This is a genomic window from Thermonema rossianum DSM 10300 (assembly GCF_000426825.1).
GTDB lineage: Bacteria > Bacteroidota > Bacteroidia > Cytophagales > Thermonemataceae > Thermonema > Thermonema rossianum.
Window position 1 is genome coordinate 384,881 of the sequence record NZ_AUGC01000001.1, and the last position, 21,486, is coordinate 406,366.

Consider the following 21,486-nt stretch of genomic DNA (forward strand, 5'->3'; position numbering starts at 1 on the left):
GCTTATGTCGTCAGTTACACAAGAAAATGAAAAGAAAGGCCTTTGGGGAGGATTCGTGCACTATGTGCGCGAATCTTATCATGAATTGACTACCAAAGTGACCTGGCCCAAAGGAAAGACACTGTGGAGAGACGCTATTATCGTCCTCTTCGCTTCTTTGCTTTTTGCACTGCTTATCGGTGCCATGGACTTTGTCTTTAAAACAGCCTTGACTTTCTTCTACGAGCAAATCTAAATCAGAGCCTATATTACCTAATTCGGGGGTGGGAATGGAAACGCATAAATGGTACGTGCTCCGTGCAATAGCCGGGCAGGAAAAAAAAGTAAAGACTTACATCGAAAACGAAATTGCTCGCCAAGGGTGGCAAGAGCAAGTAAAAGAGGTATTTATTCCCACAGAAAAGGTTTACGAAGTGCGTAATGGCAAAAAGAAGATTAGAGAAAAAATCTTTTTGCCCGGTTATGTGCTTATCCTGGCAGATTTGTCCCAGCCCGAATTGGTGCACACTCTTACCAGCTTGCCCGGAGTAATCGGCTTCTTGCAAGAAGAAGCCCGCGCCGGTGAAAATCCCAAAGATGGCTACGTAAAACAACCCATCCCTTTGCGTGATTCGGAAGTGAACCGCATTTTGGGCAAAGCAGACGAGTCGCAAGAAGCCGAGCGCCTCGAAACACCCTTTATGGTTGGGGAGCATGTGAAGGTGGCAGACGGTCCGTTCAGTGGATTCGACGGGGTGATTGACCAAGTCTTCGAGGACAGAAAGAAACTCAATGTAATTGTGAAAATATTCGGAAGAAGCACACCCGTGGAGTTGAGTTATACACAAGTGGAAAAACTCGACTAAGCAAGGTGTAGTGCTCTCCGCAAAAATATTGGCTTGCTTCCACCAACACCAATCAGTTCGCACAACATTCAAACCGCAGAAAAACAATGGCTAAACAAGTAGCAGGATATCTTAAGTTACAAGTACGCGGCGGCCAGGCTAACCCGGCACCGCCCATCGGGCCTGCTCTTGGTGCGAAGGGGATTAACATCATGGAGTTCTGTAAGCAGTTCAATGCCAGAACTCAAGACAAAATGGGTCAGGTACTGCCCGTGGTAATTACTTACTATACGGATAAGTCCTTTGACTTTGTTATTAAAACCCCTCCAGCAGCAGTATTGCTGATGGAAGCCACCAAGCAGAAAAAAGGCTCACCTGAGCCCAACCGTAAGAAAATCGCTTCGGTTACTTGGGACCAGGTGCGTGAAATTGCCGAAATCAAAATGCCGGACCTCAACTGCTATACCGTCGAAGCCGCTATGCGTATGGTAGCCGGAACGGCGCGCAGTATGGGTATCACGGTTACCGGTAAGGCGCCTTGGGAAACAGAATCAACCGAATAAAGAGCCTTAAACCATGGGAAAAATTTCAAAAAAACGCAAAGAGGCGTTAGCAAAGTACGATAAAAACAAGGCTTACTCTCTCCTCGATGCGGCAAAAATCTTAAAAGAAATCACCTATACCAACTTCGATGCGTCGGTAGATATTGACGTGCGCTTGGGGGTTGACCCGCGCAAAGCCGACCAAATGGTGCGTGGCGTGGTGACTTTGCCGCATGGTACCGGGAAAGAAAAGCGCGTGTTGGTGCTTTGTACGCCCGATAAAGAAGAAGAAGCCAAAGCTGCTGGCGCTGACTATGTAGGCTTGGATGAATACATCCAGAAGATAGAAGAAGGTTGGCTTGACTTCGACGTGGTCATTACCATGCCTACCGTCATGGCAAAGGTAGGTAAACTGGGGCGTGTATTGGGTCCGCGTGGCTTGATGCCCAACCCCAAGGCCGGTACTGTGACCATGGACGTTGCGCAAGCTGTGAAGGATGTAAAAGCCGGTAAAATCGATTTCAAGGTAGATAAATACGGTATTGTGCACGCTTCTATCGGACGTATTTCGTTTACGCCTGAGCAGATAGCCGAAAACGCACAAGAGCTGCTTACTACCTTGATGAAACTGAAGCCGGCGGCTGTTAAAGGGACCTACATCCAGTCGATTTATTTGTCGACGACGATGAGCCCAAGTGTTCAAATCGATAAAAACACAGTGCCAGGATTATGACAAGAGAAGAAAAAGCACTCTTAATAGAAGAGTTAGCCAATAAGTTTGCCCAAACCGATTACTTCTACATCGTAGATGCAAGCGGCTTTACCGTAGCCCAAATCAACGACTTGCGTCGTGCTTGCTTCAAAGCCGGTGTAGAGTATAAGGTGGCAAAAAACACCTTGATTCGTAAAGCACTTGAAAAAAGCCAAAAAGGCGACCTCGAGGCTTTCAACGAAAAAGTGCTGAAAGGCTACTCGGCAGTGATGTTTGCCTCCGAAGAGGCAGCCAGTGCTCCGGCTAAAATAGTGAAGGAGTATCGCAAGAAATATAAAGCAGAAAAGCCCATTTTGAAAGGCGCTTTCATTGACAGCGATACTTATATCGGCGACGAGCACCTGGATACACTCGCTTCGCTCAAATCCAAACAAGAATTGCTGGGCGAAATCATCGGCTTGCTGCAATCGCCTGCTCAAAATGTTATCTCTGCACTGCAGGGACAAGGGCAAAAGATTGCCGGCATCCTCAAAACGCTCGAAGAAAGAGCCGCCAGCTAATCTTCAATCATTCTATCAAATTTTATTTTATCAACGTTTAATCAAAAGTTATCAACAACTATAAAAGGGTACGACAATGGCAGATTTGAAAGCTTTCGCAGAACAACTCGTAAACTTGACTGTAAAAGAAGTTAATGAATTAGCTCAAATTTTGAAAGAAGAGTATGGTATCGAGCCTGCTGCTGCTGCAGTAGCCGTAGCTGCCCCCGGTGCTGCCGGTGCAGGTGAGGCTGCCGAAGAGAAAACTTCTTTCGATGTTATCTTGGCTGACGCCGGTGCTTCGAAGCTCAACGTAGTAAAAGAAGTGAAAAACATCACCGGTCTTGGCTTGAAAGAAGCCAAAGAATTGGTTGACAGCACGCCCAAGCCTATCAAAGAAGGTGTAAGCAAAGAAGAGGCTGAGGACATCAAGAAGAGACTCGAAGAAGCAGGTGCTAAAGTAGAAGTCAAGTAGAGTTCTTTTACACATTTACAATAGGTTTTAGGCCTGGCATTACAGTCAGGTCTAAACCTATTTGTATTCAATAATACACTACTTTCTCTTCCGCCTCTGTTCGTTCTTTCTTCCACCAAAAAAACTTTACAATGTCAAAGAGAATCAGCTTTGCTTCTACCAAACGGGTGATTGACTACCCCGACTTCCTTGATGTTCAGGTGCAATCGTTCAGAGATTTCTTCCAATTAGATACACCTGCCGAAAAGCGCAAGCGCGAAGGGCTTTACCAAGTGTTTATGGAAAACTTCCCGGTAGCCGACTCGCGCGAAAATTTTGTGCTTGAATTTATAGATTACATAATAGATCCCCCGAAATACTCCGTAGATGAGTGCATTGACAGAGGCTTAACCTATGCTGTTCCTTTAAAAGCAAAGCTCCGCTTAATTTGCAATGATGAAGATAATGAAGATTTTGAGCCTATAGAACAAGAGGTCTTCTTGGGCAATATCCCCTACATGACCGAGCGCGGCTCTTTTGTAATCAACGGTGCCGAACGCGTCATTGTATCGCAGCTGCATCGCTCACCGGGGGTGTTTTTTGCTCAAAGCAAGCACGCCAGCGGTACCAAGCTCTATTCTGCCCGTATTATTCCTTTTAAAGGGTCGTGGATTGAATTCGCTACTGACGTGAACAACGTCATGTACGCCTACATCGACCGTAAAAAGAAATTCCCCGTCACCACGCTGCTGCGTGCCATTGGCTTCAGCACCGATAAAGATATTCTCGACATCTTTGGGCTTTCCGAAGAGGTAGAAGTAAATGAAAAGAACCTGAAAAAAGTAGTTGGTCGCAAGCTTGCTGCCCGTGTGTTGCGCACTTGGGTAGAGGATTTCGTGGACGAGGACACCGGCGAGGTAGTTTCTATCAGCCGTAACGAAGTGTTGCTGGAGCGCGATACTGTGATTGAGGAAGAACATTTGCCCCTGATTCTGGATTCCGGTGCTACTACCATCATTTTGCACCGCGAAGACGTCAACACTGCCGATTATCAAATCATATACAATACACTTCAAAAAGATAATTCCAACTCTGAACGCGAGGCGGTTGAGCAAATCTATCGTCAGTTGCGTAATGCCGAACCACCGGATGAATCTACCGCAAGGGATCTTATCCACGGTTTGTTCTTCAGCGAAAAACGCTACGACCTGGGCGAAGTAGGCCGTTACCGCATCAACACCAAGCTGGGCTTGGATATAGATTTGGATGTACGGGTATTGACCAAAGAAGATATTATCAGCATCGTAAAATACTTGATTGGGCTTATCAACTCGCGCGCGGTAGTCGATGACATCGACCACCTCAGCAACCGTCGCGTGCGTACCGTGGGTGAGCAGCTATACGCACAGTTTGGTGTGGGCTTGGCACGTATGGTGCGTACCATACGCGAGCGTATGAACGTGCGCGACAATGAGGACTTCAAGCCGGTTGACCTTATCAACGCCCGCATCTTGTCTTCTGTTATCAACTCCTTCTTCGGCACCAACCAGCTGTCGCAGTTCATGGACCAAACCAACCCGCTGGCTGAAATCACCCACAAGCGCCGTGTGTCAGCTTTGGGTCCGGGTGGTTTGTCACGTGAACGTGCCGGCTTTGAGGTGCGCGACGTGCACTATACTCACTATGGGCGCTTGTGTACTATCGAAACACCGGAAGGTCCCAACATTGGTCTTATCTCTTCTTTGACCGTATATGCCAAAATCAATGGCATGGGCTTTATTGAAACGCCCTATCGCCGCGTGGAAAACGGCAAAGTGGATATGTCCGGTGAGGTGGTATATATGACTGCCGAAGAAGAAGACAAATATACTATAGCACAGGCCAACGCGCCTATTGATGATAAAGGAAACTTCCTGGTAAAACAGGTGAAGGCGCGCAGACAGGGCGACTTTATCATGGTTAGCCCCGATGAGGTGGACTTCATGGATGTGTCGCCCAACCAGATTGTATCGGTAGCCGCTTCACTCATTCCTTTCTTGGAACACGACGACGCGAACCGTGCGCTCATGGGCTCGAACATGCAGCGTCAGGCAGTGCCACTGATTCAACCCGAAGCCCCCATTGTGGGCACCGGCCTCGAAGAGCGTGCCGCACTTGACTCGCGTATTTTGGTAGTAGCAGAAGGCGATGGGGTAGTGGATTATGTGGACAGCACCAAAATTGTCGTGAAATACGACTATGATGACAAAGACATGCTGGTAAGCTTTACCGGCGAGTATAAGACTTACCCGCTTACCAAATTCCGCCGTACCAACCAAAGTACCTGCATCAACTTGACCCCCATTGTGCGCAAGGGCGATCGTGTGAAAAAAGGACAACCCTTGTGTGAAGGCTATGCTACCCAAGGGGGCGAGCTGGCATTGGGGCGTAACTTGTTGGTGGCTTTCATGCCTTGGCGTGGTTACAACTTCGAGGATGCCATTGTAATTTCTGAACGTGTAGTAAGGGAAGATATTTATACCTCTATTCATATCGATGAGTATGAATTGGAGGTGCGCGATACCAAACGTGGGGAAGAAGAACTGACGTCCGAAATCCCGAACGTAGGCGAAGATGCCATCCGTCATTTGGATGAAAACGGTATTGTGAAAGTAGGGACCTTCGTTAAAGAAGGTGACATCTTGGTGGGTAAAATCACGCCTAAGGGTGAATCGGACCCCACACCGGAAGAGAAGCTCTTGCGTGCCATTTTTGGTGACAAAGCCGGCGACGTAAAAGATGCTTCCCTGCGCCTGCCGCCCGCAGTGGATGGGGTGGTAATCAACACCAAGTTGTTTGCCCGCTCTCGTAAAGACAAAGAGCTGCGCAAAAAAGCGAAGGAAGAAGTGAAAAAACTCATGGATTCCTATTCTAAAAAACTGGCTGAATTGCGCAGCACGATGATTGACAAGCTCACCCAACTGCTGGAAGGCAAGGTGTCGCAAGGGGTGAAGCATAAGTTTGGTGATGAGCTTATTTCCAAGGGTACGAAATTTACCCGTAAAAACATAGAACAAAACCTCTTCCCCAAGAAAAACCCTTACAGCGACGAGAGCATGTACAACGTGCCCGAAGAGGTGAACCTCATCTCGGAAGTACGCCTCGACGGCTGGGTGGAAGACGAAGAAACCAACCAGTTGATTGCCAAGCTGGTAGCCAACTATCAGCGTGCCCGCAATGAAGTGATCGCCTGGTTTAAACGCGAGCGCTTCAATTTGGAAGTAGGCGACGAGTTGCCGGCCGGTATTTTGAAACTGGCGAAGGTCTATATTGCCCAAAAGCGTAAGCTGAAAGTGGGCGATAAGATGGCAGGGCGCCACGGTAACAAAGGGGTAGTCGCGAAGATTGTGCGCATGGAAGATATGCCTTTCCTTGAAGATGGCACCCCTGTGGACATTGTGCTCAACCCCTTGGGGGTACCTTCGCGTATGAACATCGGGCAGCTGTATGAAACAGTGCTCGGATGGGCGGGCAAAAAACTGGGACGCAAATATGCAACCCCCATCTTCGACGGTGCCAAGCTCGAAGACATTGAAAAAGAAATACAAGAAGCCGGCTTGCCGCCATTGGGGCGCACCCATGTGTACGACGGCTTGACCGGGGAGCGCTTCGAGCAGCCCGTAACCGTAGGGGTGATGTATATGCTGAAACTGGGCCACATGGTAGATGACAAAATGCACGCCCGTTCTATTGGTCCTTACTCACTCATTACACAACAACCCTTGGGTGGTAAGGCGCAATTCGGTGGTCAGCGCTTTGGTGAGATGGAAGTGTGGGCACTCGAAGCTTTCGGCGCCGCTCACATCCTGCGCGAAATCTTGACCATCAAGTCCGATGACGTAGTAGGACGTGCCAAAGTGTACGAAAGTATAGTGAAAGGTGAGCCCTTCCCCGAACCGGGTGTGCCTGAGTCCTTCAATGTCTTGGTACACGAGCTGCGTGGCTTGGCGCTTGAAGTAACCTTCCACGACAAAGAAGACCTGCAGCGCATCAAAAACGCAACAGCCAGATAATTCCGTTGGAGCAGCCACCCGTTGTGGGTGGCCCGCTCTTCTTACTTATACTCTCGTCTCTTTTTATTCAAGCTCAAACCTGAAATATACGATATGGCATTCGGCAGAAGCAAAAAAGTAAACAGCAATTTCGAGGCTATTACCATTAGCCTTGCATCGCCGGAATCAATCCTTGATAGTTCCTACGGGGAGGTTACCCAACCCGAAACTATCAACTACCGAACCTACAAGCCGGAGATGGGTGGGCTTTTCTGTGAGCGCATCTTCGGACCGGTTAAAGACTATGAGTGTCACTGTGGCAAATACAAACGTATTCGCTATAAAGGCATCGTTTGCGACCGTTGTGGGGTAGAAGTAACTGAAAAGAAAGTGCGTCGCGAACGCATGGGGCATATTGAGCTCGTGGTGCCGGTAGCTCATATTTGGTACTTCCGCTCATTGCCCAACAAGATAGGCTATTTATTGGGCCTGTCTTCTAAAAAGCTCGACCAAATCATTTACTACGAGCGCTACGTGGTCATTCAACCGGGTATTCTCGAAGAGGAAGGCATTTCTTACCTTGACTTCCTTACCGAAGACGAATACCTCGATATTTTGGATAAGCTGCCGCGCGAAAACCAAATGCTCGACGACAGCGACCCCCGTAAGTTCATTGCCAAGATGGGGGGCGAAGCGCTCGAAATGCTTTTGGCTCGCATTGACTTAGACAAATTGTCTTATGAACTGCGCCATCAGGCAGCCAACGACACTTCGCAGCAGCGCCGCGCCGAAGCCTTGAAGCGCCTGCGTGTGGTGCGTGCTTTCCAGGAAGCGCAAAAGAAAATAGAAAACCGTCCCGAGTGGATGGTGGTGCGCATGGTGCCGGTGATTCCGCCCGAATTGCGCCCCTTGGTGCCTTTGGATGGCGGCCGTTTTGCTACCTCTGACCTGAACGAGCTGTATCGCCGCGTGATTATACGTAACAACCGTTTGAAGCGACTGCTCGAAATCAAAGCGCCGGAAGTGATTCTGCGCAACGAAAAGCGTATGCTGCAGGAAGCCGTCGACTCTCTGTTCGACAACTCGCGCAAAGTGAATGCGGTCAAAGCAGACGGCAACCGCGCTTTGAAATCCCTCTCCGACACCTTGAAAGGAAAACAAGGGCGTTTCCGTCAGAACCTTTTGGGTAAGCGTGTGGACTACTCCGGCCGTTCGGTGATTGTGGTGGGGCCGGAACTGAAAATGCATGAGTGCGGTTTGCCCAAAGACATGGCTGCCGAGCTGTTTAAGCCCTTTATTATCCGTAAGCTGATTGAGCGCGGTATCGTAAAGACGGTAAAAACAGCGAAGAAGATAGTTGACCGTAAGGACCCCGTTATTTGGGATATTCTCGAAAACGTACTGAAAGGGCACCCCGTGCTGCTGAACCGTGCACCTACCTTGCACCGTTTGGGGATTCAGGCTTTCCAACCCAAATTGATTGAAGGGAAAGCCATTCAGCTGCACCCATTGGTATGTACCGCCTTCAACGCTGACTTCGACGGCGACCAAATGGCTGTGCACGTGCCCTTGAGCAATGAAGCGATTCTTGAAGCATCCTTATTGATGCTTTCAACCCACAATATCTTGAGCCCTGCCAACGGTGCGCCTATTGCCGTACCCTCGCAAGACATGGTATTGGGCTTGTATTACCTCACCAAAGGGCGTCGTAGCACCGAAGAGCAACCGGTGCCCGGCGAAGGCATGATTTTCTATTCGCCCGAAGAGGTAATTATTGCCCTGAATGAAGGCAAGATATCGAAGCATGCCTTCATTAAAGTGAAAGTGAAGGTAAAAGAGGGCAACCAGTTGGTTGAAAAAATGATTGAAACCGTTGCCGGGCGGGTTATCTTTAACCAGTTTGTACCCGAGCATATTGGTTTCATCAACGAGCTGCTCACCAAGAAAAAACTTCAAAAAATCATTTCTTTGGTGCACAAAGAAGCAGGGGTGCCCGCTACAGCCAAATTCCTTGACGACATCAAGGAGTTGGGCTACACCATGGCTTACAAAGGGGGCTTGTCTATTGGCTTGGGCGATATTATCGTACCGGAAGAAAAGCACGAGCTCATCGCAAAAGCGAAGGAAGAAGTAGAGAGCGTTTATCAAAACTACATGATGGGTCTGATTACCGATAACGAACGTTACAATCAGGTAATCGACATTTGGACCCGCGTAAACAACAAGCTGACGAACATCTTGCTGGAGAAAATGCGTGAAGATGACCAGGGCTTCAATCCCGTATTTATGATGATGGACTCGGGAGCCCGTGGTTCAAAAGAGCAGATTCGTCAGTTGGGTGGTATGCGTGGTTTGATGGCTAAACCACAAAAGAGTCTGCAAGGCTCGGTGGGAGCTATTATTGAAAACCCCATCTTGTCGAACTTTAAAGAAGGGCTCGACGTACTCGAATACTTTATCTCTACCCACGGTGCGCGGAAAGGTCTGGCCGATACTGCTTTGAAAACAGCAGACGCCGGTTACTTGACGCGCCGTCTGGTGGACGTAGCCCAGGACGTCATCGTCAATGAAGAAGACTGCGGCACACTGCGTGGCATTTCCATCGGTGCACTGAAAAACGAAGAGGATATTGTAGAGCCCATTAGCGAACGCATCTTGGGACGGGTGTCGGTGCATGATGTATATGACCCCATTACCGATGAATTGATTGTTCGCTCGGGTGAAGAAATAACCGAAGAAATCGCTGCGCGCATCGAAGAGTCTGCCATTGAAGAGGTAGAGGTGCGTTCGGTGCTGACTTGTGAAAGCAAGCGGGGCATTTGTCGCAAATGTTATGGACGCAACCTCGCTACCGGGCGCATGGTGGAAATTGGCGAGGCAGTAGGGGTAATTGCCGCCCAGTCGATTGGTGAACCCGGTACCCAGCTTACCCTGCGTACCTTCCACGTAGGGGGTACAGCTTCCAACATTGCGGTAGATGCCAACCTGAAGGCGAAATTCCCCGGCGTGATTGAGTTCGAAAACATGCGGGTGATTCGCGGGGTAACCACCGAAGGCGAAGAAGCCGATATTGTCTTCTCGCGTATGGGTGAAATAAAAATTGTGGATCCCAAGACGAAGAAGGTGCTGGTGACCAACCACGTGCCCTATGGTGCAGTGATGCATGTGAAAGAAGGCGATACCGTGCAGAAAGGCGATATCATCTGCGAATGGGATGCTTACAACGCCCTTATCCTTTCCGAAGTAGGTGGCAAAGTGTCTTATGAAGCCATCATCGAAGGGGTAACCTGCAAGGAAGAAGTGGACGAGCAAACCGGCTTCCGCGAGAAGATTATCGTAGAATCGAAAGATAAAACCAAAAACCCCGCCATTGTCATTACTACTGACAGTGGAGAGGTGAAAAGCTACAACATCCCTGTGGGGGCTTATGTGGTGGCCAAAGAAGGAAGCACCATTAAGCCCGGTCAGGTGTTGGCAAAAATACCGCGTGCCGTTGGTAAGACCCGCGACATTACCGGTGGTTTGCCAAGGGTAACTGAGCTGTTTGAAGCACGTAATCCTTCCAACCCTGCGGTGGTGAGCGCCATTGATGGTATTGTGAAGTTCGGCAACATCAAGCGCGGTAACCGCGAGATTATTGTAGAGGCCAAAGACGGGGTGCAAAGAAAATACATGGTACCCTTGTCGAAGCATATCCTGGTGCAAGATGGCGACTTCGTGAAAGCCGGTGCGCCTCTTTCCGACGGTGCCATTACACCCAACGACATCTTGGCTATCAAAGGACCTACCGCCGTGCAGGCCTACTTGGTAAATGAAATCCAGGAGGTGTACCGTCTGCAAGGGGTGAAAATCAACGACAAGCACATCGAAGTGATTGTGCGTCAGATGATGCAAAAGGTAGAAGTGCTTGACCCCGGAGATACAGACTTCCTGCCCGGCGAGCTGGTAGAAAAATGGAAGTTCCGTGAAGAGAACGACCGCATCCTTGAATTGAAGATTGTAGAAGACCCCGGCGATTCTAACCGTTTCAGCCCCGGCCAGCCTGTGACCATGCGCGAACTGCGCGATGAGAACTCTGTGCTGCGCCGCAAAGACCTGAAACTGGTGAAAGTGCGTGATGCCCGCCCAGCGGTGGCAAAACCCACCCTGCAAGGTATAACGCAGGCTTCGCTGGGTACCGAAAGCTTCATCTCTGCGGCTTCGTTCCAAGAAACCACGAAAGTATTGAGCGAGGCAGCCGTTGCCGCCAAAACAGATGAGCTGCTCGGACTCAAAGAAAACGTAATTGTAGGACACCTTGTGCCTGCCGGTACCGGCATCCGTCGTTACCAAGATTATATCGTGCTCTCGAAAGAAGAATACGAAAAGGCTTTACAGGCAGAGGCTGCTCAGAAAGAAGAAGAAGAGAAGCCCAAGCGTCGTAAAACAACGCGCAAGGCAAAGAGCAAATAAAAGCCTAAGCCGGTATAAAGCCAAGCACGAGGCGCTCATTTGTACAATGAGCGCCTTTTTTGTACCTTCATGTTGTTTAAAAAAATCACAATAAGTTATGCAAGACGACAACAAGCAGAATATCAACATAGAAATATCGGAAGAGGTAGCACAAGGCATTTATTCCAACTTGGCCATGATTGCCCACTCGCCCAGCGAGTTTGTGCTGGATTTTATTCAAATGCTGCCGGGCATGCCCAAAGCGAAAGTGAAAAGCCGTGTGATTATGACGCCCGAACATGCCAAACGCCTTTTATTGGCTTTGGAAGACAACATTAAAAAATATGAAGCCCACTTTGGCGAGATTACCCTTCAAGCCGGCAAAAATCAACATATCCCTTATAGCGGACCAATGGGAGAAGCCTGATGCAATACACGATTCATCCGGAAACCCTTGCTTTTTTGCAGGGCATAGGGCAAAATAACAACCGCGAATGGATGCAGGCGCACCGGCAAGCATATGAGCGGGCAAAGCAAAACTTTTCGGAGTTTGTTGAAGCCTTCATTCAGTCCACCATGCACTTGCATCGCCAAGAAAACCTGCATGCTGCCCGGTGCATATTTCGCTTGGCGCGCGATACCCGTTTTAGTAAAGATAAAAGCCCTTACAAAACCAATTTTGGAGCCTTTATTGCACCGGAAGGGCGCAAAAGTGGGTGGGCAGGCTTTTATTTACACATAGAGCCGGCAGCATCTTTTGTAGCCGCAGGTTTGTATGCCCCGGCTACCGCGCAGCAAAAAGCGGTACGTCAGGAAATATACTACGAAGCGGAAAAGCTGCTTTCGATCTTGCAGCAAAGCACCTTTGCACGCTATTTCCCGGAAGTGGAAGGGCAGAAACTACGGCGTTTGCCCAAAGAATATGCCGATGCGCCGGAGGCGCTGCATACCTTGCTTCGTCATAAACAGTGGATTGTACGTAAGCAATGCAGCGATGAGGAGGTGTTGGCGCCCGATTTTATGAATCGCCTGCTGGCCTATGCTACCGTTGTGCAGCCATTTATCGACTTTTTGAATACCGCCTTGCAGGAGCCCGAAGAATCATAGAGACTCTTTGGCTGTAATCCTTCACTTCCTTTTGAATTTTGTTAATTTTGAGCCTAATACTACCGTCTCATTAAACGAGAGAATCATGTTGCGACATTCAATATTTTGCGTGTTTTTGTTGCTGCTGACGGCAGGCGGCCCGGCATGGGCACAGTCGAGCAAATATGAGGCGCTTTTTACCGAAGCGGTTCGCTATACCGACACAGGCCAATGGGCAGAAGCGGCACGCATATGGGCACAGCTGCGCGTGAGCGAGCCCGCCAACCCCTATGAGGTGGAAGCTTATTACTTCTCTGCACTTTGTGCCTTTCAAATGCAGCAATACGACGATGCCGAAGCTTTTTTACTCAACATATTGAACCGCACCACCCCTTGGGAGCGCATAGACGAGGTGTTTTACTTACTTGCCAACATAGCTTTTGAAAAAGAAGAGGACCCGCTTGCTTTCCGTTATATTGCAAAAATCGGCAATATAGACCTGCACAACGCAGCCAACAGCATGAAAGGCTACTACCTTCAGCGGCGCCCCCGTAAAGTACTGGAAAACCTTCTTGCGCTGTATCCCGAAGACTTGTTCTTGGCTCAAATCATGGTCAATCATTTGGCGAAGCATGCTCGTAGTGTAGAGGACATCGCACTGATGAAACGGCTCATTGCCGAGTATAACCTCGAAGTGCCCGAGTCAATTAGCATAGAAGTGGTGCGCCCGCAAAACGACACGCTTTACGCCGTGCTCTTTTACAACTTCTCTCTGGACACCTTGAAAACCATCGATACCCTTACTTACAAGCAACGTATGATGCACAGCCCCGGTGCTTCGGCTTTTTGGGCTGCCAAGGCGGCAGAAGCCATCGTCGACTCGCTGGGCAAGCGCTGGGTTTTGGTAGCCTACGACTGGCAAAGAGCAAAAGATTCTTTATTTGCATGGGCAGAATACGGTGAGTTTGCTTTTGCCGATGCCATGATTGCTTCGCCTGAAATGGACGCCTACCTGCTGCAGCTGCGGCTGGCCGAAAAATTGGGAATCCCGGTGGTGCAAGTACATCATGGGAGTGAGGACCTTGCAGCCTCGCCTTTTAGTATTGTGATGCGCGCCTCTGAACATCATGAGAGCCGCGCCATGGCTTCTTTCCTGATACAAAAAGTAAAAACACGGGGTATATTGCTGTACACCGAAGAAATGGCAGGCAAAGCCCGGACTCAAATGGACCGGCTGCGCACCGAAGGCATCGATTTAAGTGCTCGTCTTGTTAAAAGTGAAGACTTGCCACGACTGTCCACCTTACTAAGCGAATGGGGCGTGACTTCCTTTGACTTTGTATATTGTTTAAGCACAAGCCAGCTGTTTGAAAAGCTCATGCTACAATATTGGAAAGACAAAGAGCTTAAAAATATGCTGCTGGTGCCCGATGAATGGCGCTTGCATGGGCATTTGGAGGCCAAAGAGCTCAGTGGCATGCCCGTGTATTTTGTTGCTCCCGAATTTCGCCCTTTCAACACCCAAGAACCTTTTTTGGCGAAGTTCAATTGGTGGGCATATCGCATTGCACACACCGGCAACTACCGCCGCCCGCCCATAGAAGCTTACCTTACTTATGATGCCTTGCGTCTGTTGGGGCGTGCTTTGCAAGCAGACCCCGCCACAGGCTGGCTGTCGCTTGCCGGAAATCCCCCAACAGCCATGACACTGCGTCCTTATCTTTTCAAAAAAGAAAAAGGGCAAGGACTTATCAATATATTTGTGCCTATACTGAAATACGAAGAAGAAAAAATACAGATTGTAAACTATCCTGTTCACAACTAGCTTTTACTATTATGAATATCGACAAAAGTGTAGTTCTGTTTGACCGCGCTAAGAAAGTAATTCCCGGTGGGGTTAATTCACCGGTGCGTGCTTTTCAAGCCGTAGGGGGACAACCTCTGTTTATTAAGAAAGCCGAAGGGGCTTACCTCTATGACGAAGACGGAAACCGTTATATCGACTGCATCAACTCTTGGGGCCCCATGATTTTGGGGCATGCCTATGCCCCTGTGGTAGAAGCCATTCAAAAAGCGGCGGCCGATTCCCCCTCGTTTGGTGCGCCTACCCGGCTTGAAGTCGAAATGGCAGAACTGATTATTTCCATGGTGCCTTCGGTTGAAATGGTGCGCATGGTCAATTCCGGAACCGAAGCCACCATGTCGGCCATTCGCTTGGCGCGTGGCTATACCGGACGCCACAAGATTATTAAATTCGATGGGTGTTATCATGGGCATGGTGACTCCTTCCTCATAGCTGCCGGTAGTGGGGCAGCTACTATGGGCACCCCCAATAGCCCGGGGGTAACGCCGGGAACGGCACAAGACACCCTCATAGCCCCTTACAACGACCTGGAAGCCGTGGAAGCCTTGGTTGCACAATTCCCCGAACAAATAGCTGCCATCATTGTGGAGCCGGTAGCCGGCAATATGGGATGTGTGCTGCCTAAGCCCGGTTATTTGCAAGGGCTGCGTGACCTGTGCGACAAACATGGTATTGTGTTGATTTTTGATGAAGTGATGACAGGCTTCCGTCTGGCACCCGGTGGGGCACAAGAGCGCTTTGGTATCTTGCCCGACCTCACCACCTTAGGAAAGGTGATTGGCGGCGGAATGCCCGTGGGAGCATACGGTGGCAAGCGCGAAATCATGGAAAAGGTGTCGCCTGTGGGTAAGGTATATCAAGCCGGTACGCTCTCGGGAAACCCCGTAGCCATGGCGGCAGGGTTGGCCATCTTGCGTGAATTGCGCGAAAACTCGGCCATATATGCCCGCCTTGAAAGCATTGGTGACAAGCTGTACAAGGGCATGAAAGAAGAGCTGGAAAAGCGTGGGCTAAACTTTACTATGAATAAAATAGGGTCAATGCTCAATGTTTTCTTTACAGAGCAGCCGGTGTATGATTTTGCTACAGCTAAAACTTGTGACCTGCAGCTGTTTGCCGGGTATTTCCAAGCAATGCTGCGCCGTGGGGTTTACCTGGCACCTTCGCAATTTGAAAGCTGGTTTTGTTCGGCAGCCCTGAGCGAAGAAGACATTCAGCATATCATACAGGCACATGCCGAATCCTTAGATGAAATCATGGAACAATAAGCACCACATTTTATGAAAAGATATATTCCGGTATTTGGGCTTGCATTGGCAGTGATTATCATAGATCAGCTGGTCAAACTGTGGGTGGCTCATAATATGCAACTGGGCGAAGAAATCCCCATATTTGACGGCTGGTTCAAGTTGCACTACACACTCAATGAAGGAATGGCTTTTGGGGCAACTTTTGGTGGTAGCTATGGCAAACTGTTGCTTACCACTTTTCGCATCATTGCTATGGGCGCCATTGCCTACTATCTGGTACATATCGTAAAGAAAGGCATGCCCCGCGGTTTGCAGCTGTGTGTGGCTCTTATTTTAGGAGGAGCCGTGGGCAACCTTATCGATAGTGTCTTTTATGGTGTTTGGCTCAACAATGCCCCGCTGCATGCACCCATGCCATGGCTTTATGGGCAGGTGGTCGATATGTTTTACATAGACATATGGGAAGGCTATGTGCCCGAGTGGGTGCCCCTGATTGGGGGCGACTATATGGCACTGTGGCCTATTTTCAACGTCGCCGATGCAGCTATATTCGTGGGAGTGGCAGCTATCTTGCTTTTTCAAAAGCGCTTTTTTAAAGAAGATATTCACAACCAAGAACAGCAGCAAGCGGCAGAACAAGAGCAGAAGGCGTGACTGTGCTTGTAATAACATGGCAAAAAAGCAGATGTGCTTGTGCGCATCTGCTTTTTATTATGGGGTTAGCTTATTCTTCTTCGTCTTTTAATTGATTGAAAGGCAAATCGTCTCTGTCTTTTAATTTTTTGTCTTTTACCTTCCGGTTCAAAAACTCATTGATTTTATCGATGTCATAGGTGCTGTTGATTTCCCCAAATGAGTTGATGGTAATATCAAAGCCTTCTAATTCAGGATGAACGCGTGGCTTCCCTTTGTCTTTAAGACGTTTACTTTTTTTACTCATGGCTACAGTTTGGTTTTTGAGACTTTTCACTAAAACAGTGGCGCCCCCTTGAGAGTTTCTTGCAAACAGTTGAAAAAGCGCTATCTTCTATAATTTTGCTTTTGCCAAAGCAACAGAAAAAGTTATTTTTGTGCATATCGTTAAATATTAAATTCATTGTTATGAGCGTTTTGGTCAATAAGAATTCTCGCGTTATCGTTCAGGGATTTACAGGCTCTGAAGGTACCTTTCACGCGGAGCAAATGATAGAATATGGCACCAATGTGGTAGGGGGCGTAACACCCGGCAAAGGCGGACAAAAACATTTGGACCGCCCGGTGTTTAACACTGTAAAAGAAGCCGTAGAACAAGTACAAGCCAACGTATCTATTATTTTCGTACCACCGGCTTTTGCTGCCGATGCCATCATGGAAGCCGCCGATGCCGGTATTGAGGTGATCATCGCCATCACTGAGGGCATTCCGGTGCGTGATATGATGTATGTGAAGGAGTACTTGAAAGGCAAAAAATCCCGCTTGATAGGCCCCAACTGCCCTGGTGTGATTACCCCCGGTGAAGCCAAAGTAGGCATTATGCCCGGTTTCGTATTTAAGCCCGGTAAAATCGGTATTGTATCGAAATCAGGCACACTTACCTATGAAGCTGCCGACCAAGTGGTAAAAGCCGGCTTGGGTATCTCGACAGCCATTGGTATTGGGGGCGACCCCATCATTGGCACTTCCACCAAAGAAGCCGTAGAGCTGTTGATGAATGACCCCGAAACCGAAGGCATCATCATGATTGGGGAAATTGGCGGGGGCATGGAAGCCGAAGCAGCCCGCTGGATTAAAGAGCATGGTACCAAGCCCGTAGTTGGTTTTATTGCCGGACAAACAGCCCCCAAAGGACGTCGCATGGGGCATGCCGGTGCCATCGTGGGCGGAAAAGATGATACCGCACAGGCTAAAATGAAGATTATGGCAGAGTGCGGCATTCATGTAGTGAAATCACCTGCTGAAATAGGCAGCACAATGGTTGAAGCATTAAAAGCTGCAGCCAATGCCTAATGTTTCAATGCAGAGGCCATAAAAGTCATAAACAGCCCGGCATGGATGCATGCCGGGTTTTTATTTTGCGCCACACTGTCAGCTTGTGGTGCCACTTTGTCGGAAAATGCAAGGCGGCATATTGTTTGTTTTATCTTATTAAAAAAATAGAGAAAGGAGGGAATAGTGATGTTGGCAATAGACAAACAACTAACCAAACAGCTGGCAAAGCAAGCGCAATGCCTGACGGTAACGCAAGGCGGTATTGTGCCTACCCGTGTGCAACTGCAACAAACGGCCAATGCCTACGTTGCCGAGTTCTACACGCCTACCTTGGAGTATGAAAATTATGGTGTAGAGATACAAAACGGGCAACTGGTGGTATTTACTCATAATGAGTTGACTCATAGCGAAGACGGCATGGTGTTTCCCATGTTTATGGGCGTGTACCCAATTTTGCCTCATGTAGATGCACAGCGTATTGAAGCCATTTTTGAAGATGGGGTTTTACGAGTAATAGCACCTTTTCGTGAGGGAATACGCAATATCAACAAGAAGATTCAAATCAAAAAAGCAGACAACAACCATTAAAAAAAGAAGGCTCTTTTTGTAGAAAGAGCCTTGCTTTTGTGTGCAGGAAGAAACAGGGATTAAGGTCTGCCTTCGCTGAATTTTTCCATTTCTTTTTCGAAGGTCTTCTTAAACTTCTCATAATCATAATCGATGCGCATGCGTTCTTCACGTGATAGCTTTTGCATACGCTCGTTGTAAGCTTCCAGCAGTTTTTCAGAAGCCAATTCTATGGCAATATAGGTTTTGTATTTACCTTCTTTGGTTTTTACTTGCTTTTCGCAAATGGTGCGAATGCCATTCAGCTCCTGATTTACTACTTCGCGGTTTAAGCTCTCGTAGCGCTCTTCTACTTCTTCCCGGTTATTGAATTCCCGCGAGTTCACATAGTTGTCGGTAACACCTTTTAAGACGGTAGAGATGCTGGCAGCCAATTCAGCGCGTGCGTTGCTCAGGGCTTTCTTCTTGGCTGTCATTTGGTCATAGCTTTCGCCAATGGCATTGGCACGGAAAACATCTTTGCTGGTCCAGTACTCGGGACCGGAGCAAGGTACAATCACTTCCTGCTCGTCGGGTGGCAGGCTTGCCTTTTTCTTACATGCACTGAAAAGCAAAGTGCCACTCAACAGAAATACGCTTAAATAGATGATCTTTTTCATAACTATATTCGTTTGATGTTCGACATTTTATGCTATATGCATTTTTGATGCCAAACTGATGTATAAGCATCAAAAAAATCACGAGACTTGACTGCGCAGCCACCGGCAAAAAGCCTGAAAAGCTCTGGCACGGTGGCTGATTTTATTTTTTTCGTCGAGTGGCATCTCTGCAAAAGTGCGCGTATCGCCTGCAGGGCAAAATACCGGGTCGTAGCCGAAACCTTGTGTGCCGCGAGGCATATGTGTGATGTGCCCTTCTACGATTCCTTCGAATAGGTGCTCTTGTCCGTCTGTATCGATGAAGGCAATGCAAGTGCGGAAACGGGCTTGCCGGTTTTCTATGCCCCGTAGCGCTTCGAGTAGCTTTTTCACATTGTCGCTATCACTTTTTTGGGGACCGGCATAGCGTGCCGAATACACGCCCGGTGCACCCTGCAATGCCTTTACCTCCAGGCCGGTATCATCGGCAAAAACAGGCATATGGTAATGTGTCCATATATGGCGCGCCTTAAGCATGGCGTTGCCTTCAAGGGTTTCGGCTGTTTCGGCAATGTCTTCGGTGCAACCTATGTCGTCTAAGCTGACCAACAAAAAAGGAAGCCCCGCTTCCTGAAAGAGCTGCCGGACTTCCTTTAGTTTGTTTGCATTATGGGTAGCAAAGCAAATCTTTTCCATTATTCACCGGGTAATATGCGTTCTTTTACTTCTATTTCAAAAACCAGCGGTTCATAGGGGGGGATACTGCCACTACCATTTTTGCCATAACCTACGCCGGAAGGTACAAACAGCACCCCCCGTTCGCCTACATACATTTGCGAAACACCTATCTGCCAGCCCTCTATCACAGTACTCAGGTTGACAGGGTCACTCTCGTCTGTTTGGGTCGTATCGCGCGGGAACAAGAAAAACTTGAAGTCACTGCCACTGTCGTAGGTTTTATCTTCTACAGAGCGCAGAATGTAATTCACCACTACATTGACGGAGTCGCCTACTTGTTCAGCCCCATCGGGGGGAGCTATCAAACGCACATATTTCACGCCTTCGTCCAGTTCCACTACATTGGAATAGCCCTTCCGGGCAATATAGTCGTCGATGAGCTGCGCGTCGGTTTTTACTGCTTTCAAAGCCAGGTCAACCCGTATGGGCGAATAAGGGGGCATGAAGGGAGTGCCCCTTTCGCCATAGCCACGCAAATAGTTGACCAAAAATATACCGTTTTGCCCGGGTTTCATCAAATCAACCATTTGACTGATGCCGATGGGCAGGGTCAGTGTGTTGTAGGCATAGGTGGTACCATAAGGGAAGCGCAAGGTGTCGTTGCCGGCACGCTTATAGCGGTCATCAATTAAGGTTTCGTAGGGTAAAAGATAGGTTTCATATTGAATGAACACATGATGAAAGAGTGAGTCGTTGGCAGCTTGAGTACTTGTGGGCGTGCCTTCTACATAATAATAGACACCATCTTCCGTCTTTTGCATTTGCAGCCCCTTGTCTGCAATATACTGCTGAATGATGCTTTCGTTTTCTTTGGTTTTTTTGTCGAGAAACTCCGCTTGCTCGTTGGTATTTTTGCATGCGCCCAGAGCAAAGAGCGCCAGCAGGCCGGCTGCCGTGCAGAATCGCTTCATAGTTTATTCTTTTTCTATTTTTTTCTCTTTGCGTATGTCCACTATTTCTATATCAAAAATAAGAATGGAGTTAGGCGGAATGGCTTCGCCCATGCGTCTTGCGCCGTAGCCTAAATAAGAAGGAACAATCAGTTTGCCTTTTTCACCTTTGCGGAAGAGGGCAATGCCTTCGTCCCATCCTTTGATGACTTCACCTTTGCCCAGGACGAACTCGAACGGCTGTGCATCTTTGTTTGACTCGATAAGTGTGTCGGGTTTGGCAAGCAGCTGTAAAGAGTAATACACGCTCACTACATCGCCGGCTTGGGCAAGTGGTCCGTCGGTGGTTACTTCTTTGATGTAATACAAGCCGTTTTCAGTGGAGTCGGCTTTTAGCCCGTTCTTCTTTAAATATTCACGTATTTGAGCGCGCTCGCTTTGCTCTACTTGGGCACGTTGCTGCTGTTGCATCTGTTCAAATTGCTTTTTGAAGTAGTCCGGCGTTTTTACGTCCAGAATGGTAACGGTGTATTCAATATCGCTGCCGGGTTTGAGGTATTCAGGAAATTCGGGCATGCTGATTTGCTTGACGACCGAGTCGGCGGGTACCCAAATACGGGCACTGTCGCCTTTGTGCAGCAGCAAAAACGGCTCCATGAAAGAGCCTTTCGGCGGGTTCTTAATAGGGCGATAAAGGATAGGCGTGTTGAAAGGATAGGTGGTTTGCAAGATGGTATCATTACCGCTGGGTGTGGTGCCTTTTACCTGAAGATGAAAAGATACCAAGCTGCCATCCGTGATGGCAGTGGAGTCGGGATGTTGTGACAGGATTTCATAACGTACGCCCGAGGGGAGTTTTGCTACCGTGGAGGTAAATTGGTCGCAGCTGATGGGCAGAGCCGGAAAAAGGGCTGCACTCAACAAGGCATATAGGTGCTTCAGCATAAATTTT

At 48.5% G+C, this 21,486-nt stretch carries 20 protein-coding genes; 15 read left to right on the forward strand and 5 right to left on the reverse strand.

The window, feature by feature from the left end; translation table 11 throughout:
• The first annotated feature begins 4 nt into the window (after nt 1-4).
• From secE to K384_RS01915, 13 genes are all read left to right on the forward strand, one after another.
• Complete coding sequence (gene secE, locus K384_RS01855) at nt 5-235, forward strand: preprotein translocase subunit SecE (protein WP_051633019.1); 231 nt, start codon at nt 5-7, stop codon at nt 233-235.
• 34 nt (nt 236-269) lie between these two features.
• Entirely contained in the window at nt 270-845 is a 576-nt protein-coding gene (gene nusG, locus K384_RS01860) for a transcription termination/antitermination protein NusG (RefSeq protein WP_038028755.1), read from the forward strand.
• 86 nt (nt 846-931) lie between these two features.
• Nucleotides 932-1,387 (forward strand): 50S ribosomal protein L11, encoded by a 456-nt coding sequence (gene rplK / locus K384_RS01865; protein WP_038028757.1) that lies wholly within the window; start codon nt 932-934, stop codon nt 1,385-1,387.
• 13 nt (nt 1,388-1,400) lie between these two features.
• On the forward strand, nt 1,401-2,099 hold the full coding sequence (gene rplA / locus K384_RS01870; RefSeq protein WP_038028760.1) for a 50S ribosomal protein L1: 699 nt from the start codon (nt 1,401-1,403) through the stop codon (nt 2,097-2,099).
• Complete coding sequence (gene rplJ, locus K384_RS01875; RefSeq protein WP_038028763.1) at nt 2,096-2,638, forward strand: 50S ribosomal protein L10; 543 nt, start codon at nt 2,096-2,098, stop codon at nt 2,636-2,638. The genes rplA and rplJ overlap by 4 nt, the downstream gene beginning before the upstream one ends.
• 76 nt (nt 2,639-2,714) lie before the next feature.
• Nucleotides 2,715-3,092: a 50S ribosomal protein L7/L12 gene (gene rplL, locus K384_RS01880; RefSeq protein ID WP_038028766.1), complete on the forward strand. Its 378-nt coding sequence runs from the start codon at nt 2,715-2,717 to the stop codon at nt 3,090-3,092.
• A gap of 131 nt (nt 3,093-3,223) precedes the next feature.
• Nucleotides 3,224-7,123, forward strand: a complete 3,900-nt coding sequence (gene rpoB, locus K384_RS01885; protein ID WP_051633020.1) for a DNA-directed RNA polymerase subunit beta — start codon at nt 3,224-3,226, stop codon at nt 7,121-7,123.
• Nucleotides 7,124-7,216: 93 nt separating this feature from the next.
• On the forward strand, nt 7,217-11,554 hold the full coding sequence (rpoC, locus tag K384_RS01890) for a DNA-directed RNA polymerase subunit beta' (protein ID WP_038028768.1): 4,338 nt from the start codon (nt 7,217-7,219) through the stop codon (nt 11,552-11,554).
• A 97-nt stretch (nt 11,555-11,651) separates the two neighbouring features.
• Nucleotides 11,652-11,960, forward strand: coding sequence for a DUF3467 domain-containing protein (locus tag K384_RS01895; RefSeq protein ID WP_038028770.1), 309 nt, complete (start codon nt 11,652-11,654; stop codon nt 11,958-11,960).
• Nucleotides 11,960-12,640 carry a DUF2461 domain-containing protein gene (locus tag K384_RS01900; protein WP_038028772.1) on the forward strand — a complete coding sequence of 227 codons (681 nt, stop codon included), beginning with the start codon at nt 11,960-11,962 and terminating at the stop codon, nt 12,638-12,640. Before K384_RS01895 ends, K384_RS01900 begins: the two co-directional genes overlap by 1 nt.
• Before the next feature lie 85 nt (nt 12,641-12,725).
• Nucleotides 12,726-14,444, forward strand: a complete 1,719-nt coding sequence (locus K384_RS01905; protein WP_038028774.1) for a tetratricopeptide repeat protein — start codon at nt 12,726-12,728, stop codon at nt 14,442-14,444.
• A gap of 11 nt (nt 14,445-14,455) precedes the next feature.
• Nucleotides 14,456-15,751: a glutamate-1-semialdehyde 2,1-aminomutase gene (gene hemL / locus K384_RS01910; RefSeq protein ID WP_038028776.1), complete on the forward strand. Its 1,296-nt coding sequence runs from the start codon at nt 14,456-14,458 to the stop codon at nt 15,749-15,751.
• Nucleotides 15,752-15,763: 12 nt separating this feature from the next.
• Nucleotides 15,764-16,387 carry a lipoprotein signal peptidase gene (locus tag K384_RS01915; RefSeq protein WP_038028778.1) on the forward strand — a complete coding sequence of 208 codons (624 nt, stop codon included), beginning with the start codon at nt 15,764-15,766 and terminating at the stop codon, nt 16,385-16,387.
• A gap of 70 nt (nt 16,388-16,457) precedes the next feature.
• On the opposite strand, the gene K384_RS01920 is transcribed toward K384_RS01915, so the two are convergent.
• Nucleotides 16,458-16,673, reverse strand: a complete 216-nt coding sequence (locus tag K384_RS01920) for a hypothetical protein (RefSeq protein ID WP_038028780.1) — start codon at nt 16,671-16,673, stop codon at nt 16,458-16,460.
• A 161-nt stretch (nt 16,674-16,834) separates the two neighbouring features.
• Here K384_RS01920 and sucD point away from each other — a divergent pair, with 161 nt between their 5' ends.
• The gene (sucD, locus tag K384_RS01925; RefSeq protein ID WP_038029028.1) at nt 16,835-17,719 is read left to right on the forward strand and encodes a succinate--CoA ligase subunit alpha; all 885 of its coding nucleotides are present in this window, start codon (nt 16,835-16,837) and stop codon (nt 17,717-17,719) included.
• A 168-nt stretch (nt 17,720-17,887) separates the two neighbouring features.
• Nucleotides 17,888-18,289, forward strand: coding sequence for an Hsp20/alpha crystallin family protein (locus K384_RS01930; protein WP_038028782.1), 402 nt, complete (start codon nt 17,888-17,890; stop codon nt 18,287-18,289).
• A gap of 59 nt (nt 18,290-18,348) precedes the next feature.
• Here the strand turns inward: K384_RS01930 and K384_RS01935 are convergent, their stop codons facing one another.
• The 4 genes from K384_RS01935 to K384_RS01950 form a co-directional block, all read right to left on the reverse strand.
• Entirely contained in the window at nt 18,349-18,927 is a 579-nt protein-coding gene (locus tag K384_RS01935) for an LPP20 family lipoprotein (protein ID WP_051633021.1), read from the reverse strand.
• 78 nt (nt 18,928-19,005) lie between these two features.
• Nucleotides 19,006-19,602: an RdgB/HAM1 family non-canonical purine NTP pyrophosphatase gene (gene rdgB / locus K384_RS01940; protein ID WP_211245207.1), complete on the reverse strand. Its 597-nt coding sequence runs from the start codon at nt 19,600-19,602 to the stop codon at nt 19,006-19,008.
• Nucleotides 19,602-20,555, reverse strand: coding sequence for an FKBP-type peptidyl-prolyl cis-trans isomerase (locus K384_RS13195; protein WP_051633022.1), 954 nt, complete (start codon nt 20,553-20,555; stop codon nt 19,602-19,604). Before K384_RS13195 ends, rdgB begins: the two co-directional genes overlap by 1 nt.
• A gap of 3 nt (nt 20,556-20,558) precedes the next feature.
• Nucleotides 20,559-21,479, reverse strand: coding sequence for an FKBP-type peptidyl-prolyl cis-trans isomerase (locus tag K384_RS01950; RefSeq protein WP_169737596.1), 921 nt, complete (start codon nt 21,477-21,479; stop codon nt 20,559-20,561).
• Between the last annotated feature and the right edge of the window lie 7 nt (nt 21,480-21,486).

Excerpts from the sequence above, each read along its gene's own strand:
- secE (WP_051633019.1), top strand. The coding sequence starts at position 5 with ATGTCGTCAGTTACACAAGAAAATGAAAAGAAAGGCCTTTGGGGAGGA.
- nusG (WP_038028755.1), top strand. The coding sequence starts at position 270 with ATGGAAACGCATAAATGGTACGTGCTCCGTGCAATAGCCGGGCAGGAA.
- rplK (WP_038028757.1), top strand. The coding sequence starts at position 932 with ATGGCTAAACAAGTAGCAGGATATCTTAAGTTACAAGTACGCGGCGGC.
- rplA (WP_038028760.1), top strand. The coding sequence starts at position 1,401 with ATGGGAAAAATTTCAAAAAAACGCAAAGAGGCGTTAGCAAAGTACGAT.
- rplJ (WP_038028763.1), top strand. The coding sequence starts at position 2,096 with ATGACAAGAGAAGAAAAAGCACTCTTAATAGAAGAGTTAGCCAATAAG.
- rplL (WP_038028766.1), top strand. The coding sequence starts at position 2,715 with ATGGCAGATTTGAAAGCTTTCGCAGAACAACTCGTAAACTTGACTGTA.
- rpoB (WP_051633020.1), top strand. The coding sequence starts at position 3,224 with ATGTCAAAGAGAATCAGCTTTGCTTCTACCAAACGGGTGATTGACTAC.
- rpoC (WP_038028768.1), top strand. The coding sequence starts at position 7,217 with ATGGCATTCGGCAGAAGCAAAAAAGTAAACAGCAATTTCGAGGCTATT.
- K384_RS01895 (WP_038028770.1), top strand. The coding sequence starts at position 11,652 with ATGCAAGACGACAACAAGCAGAATATCAACATAGAAATATCGGAAGAG.
- K384_RS01900 (WP_038028772.1), top strand. The coding sequence starts at position 11,960 with ATGCAATACACGATTCATCCGGAAACCCTTGCTTTTTTGCAGGGCATA.
- K384_RS01905 (WP_038028774.1), top strand. The coding sequence starts at position 12,726 with ATGTTGCGACATTCAATATTTTGCGTGTTTTTGTTGCTGCTGACGGCA.
- hemL (WP_038028776.1), top strand. The coding sequence starts at position 14,456 with ATGAATATCGACAAAAGTGTAGTTCTGTTTGACCGCGCTAAGAAAGTA.
- K384_RS01915 (WP_038028778.1), top strand. The coding sequence starts at position 15,764 with ATGAAAAGATATATTCCGGTATTTGGGCTTGCATTGGCAGTGATTATC.
- K384_RS01920 (WP_038028780.1), bottom strand. The coding sequence starts at position 16,673 with ATGAGTAAAAAAAGTAAACGTCTTAAAGACAAAGGGAAGCCACGCGTT.
- sucD (WP_038029028.1), top strand. The coding sequence starts at position 16,835 with ATGAGCGTTTTGGTCAATAAGAATTCTCGCGTTATCGTTCAGGGATTT.
- K384_RS01930 (WP_038028782.1), top strand. The coding sequence starts at position 17,888 with ATGTTGGCAATAGACAAACAACTAACCAAACAGCTGGCAAAGCAAGCG.
- K384_RS01935 (WP_051633021.1), bottom strand. The coding sequence starts at position 18,927 with ATGAAAAAGATCATCTATTTAAGCGTATTTCTGTTGAGTGGCACTTTG.
- rdgB (WP_211245207.1), bottom strand. The coding sequence starts at position 19,602 with ATGGAAAAGATTTGCTTTGCTACCCATAATGCAAACAAACTAAAGGAA.
- K384_RS13195 (WP_051633022.1), bottom strand. The coding sequence starts at position 20,555 with ATGAAGCGATTCTGCACGGCAGCCGGCCTGCTGGCGCTCTTTGCTCTG.
- K384_RS01950 (WP_169737596.1), bottom strand. The coding sequence starts at position 21,479 with ATGCTGAAGCACCTATATGCCTTGTTGAGTGCAGCCCTTTTTCCGGCT.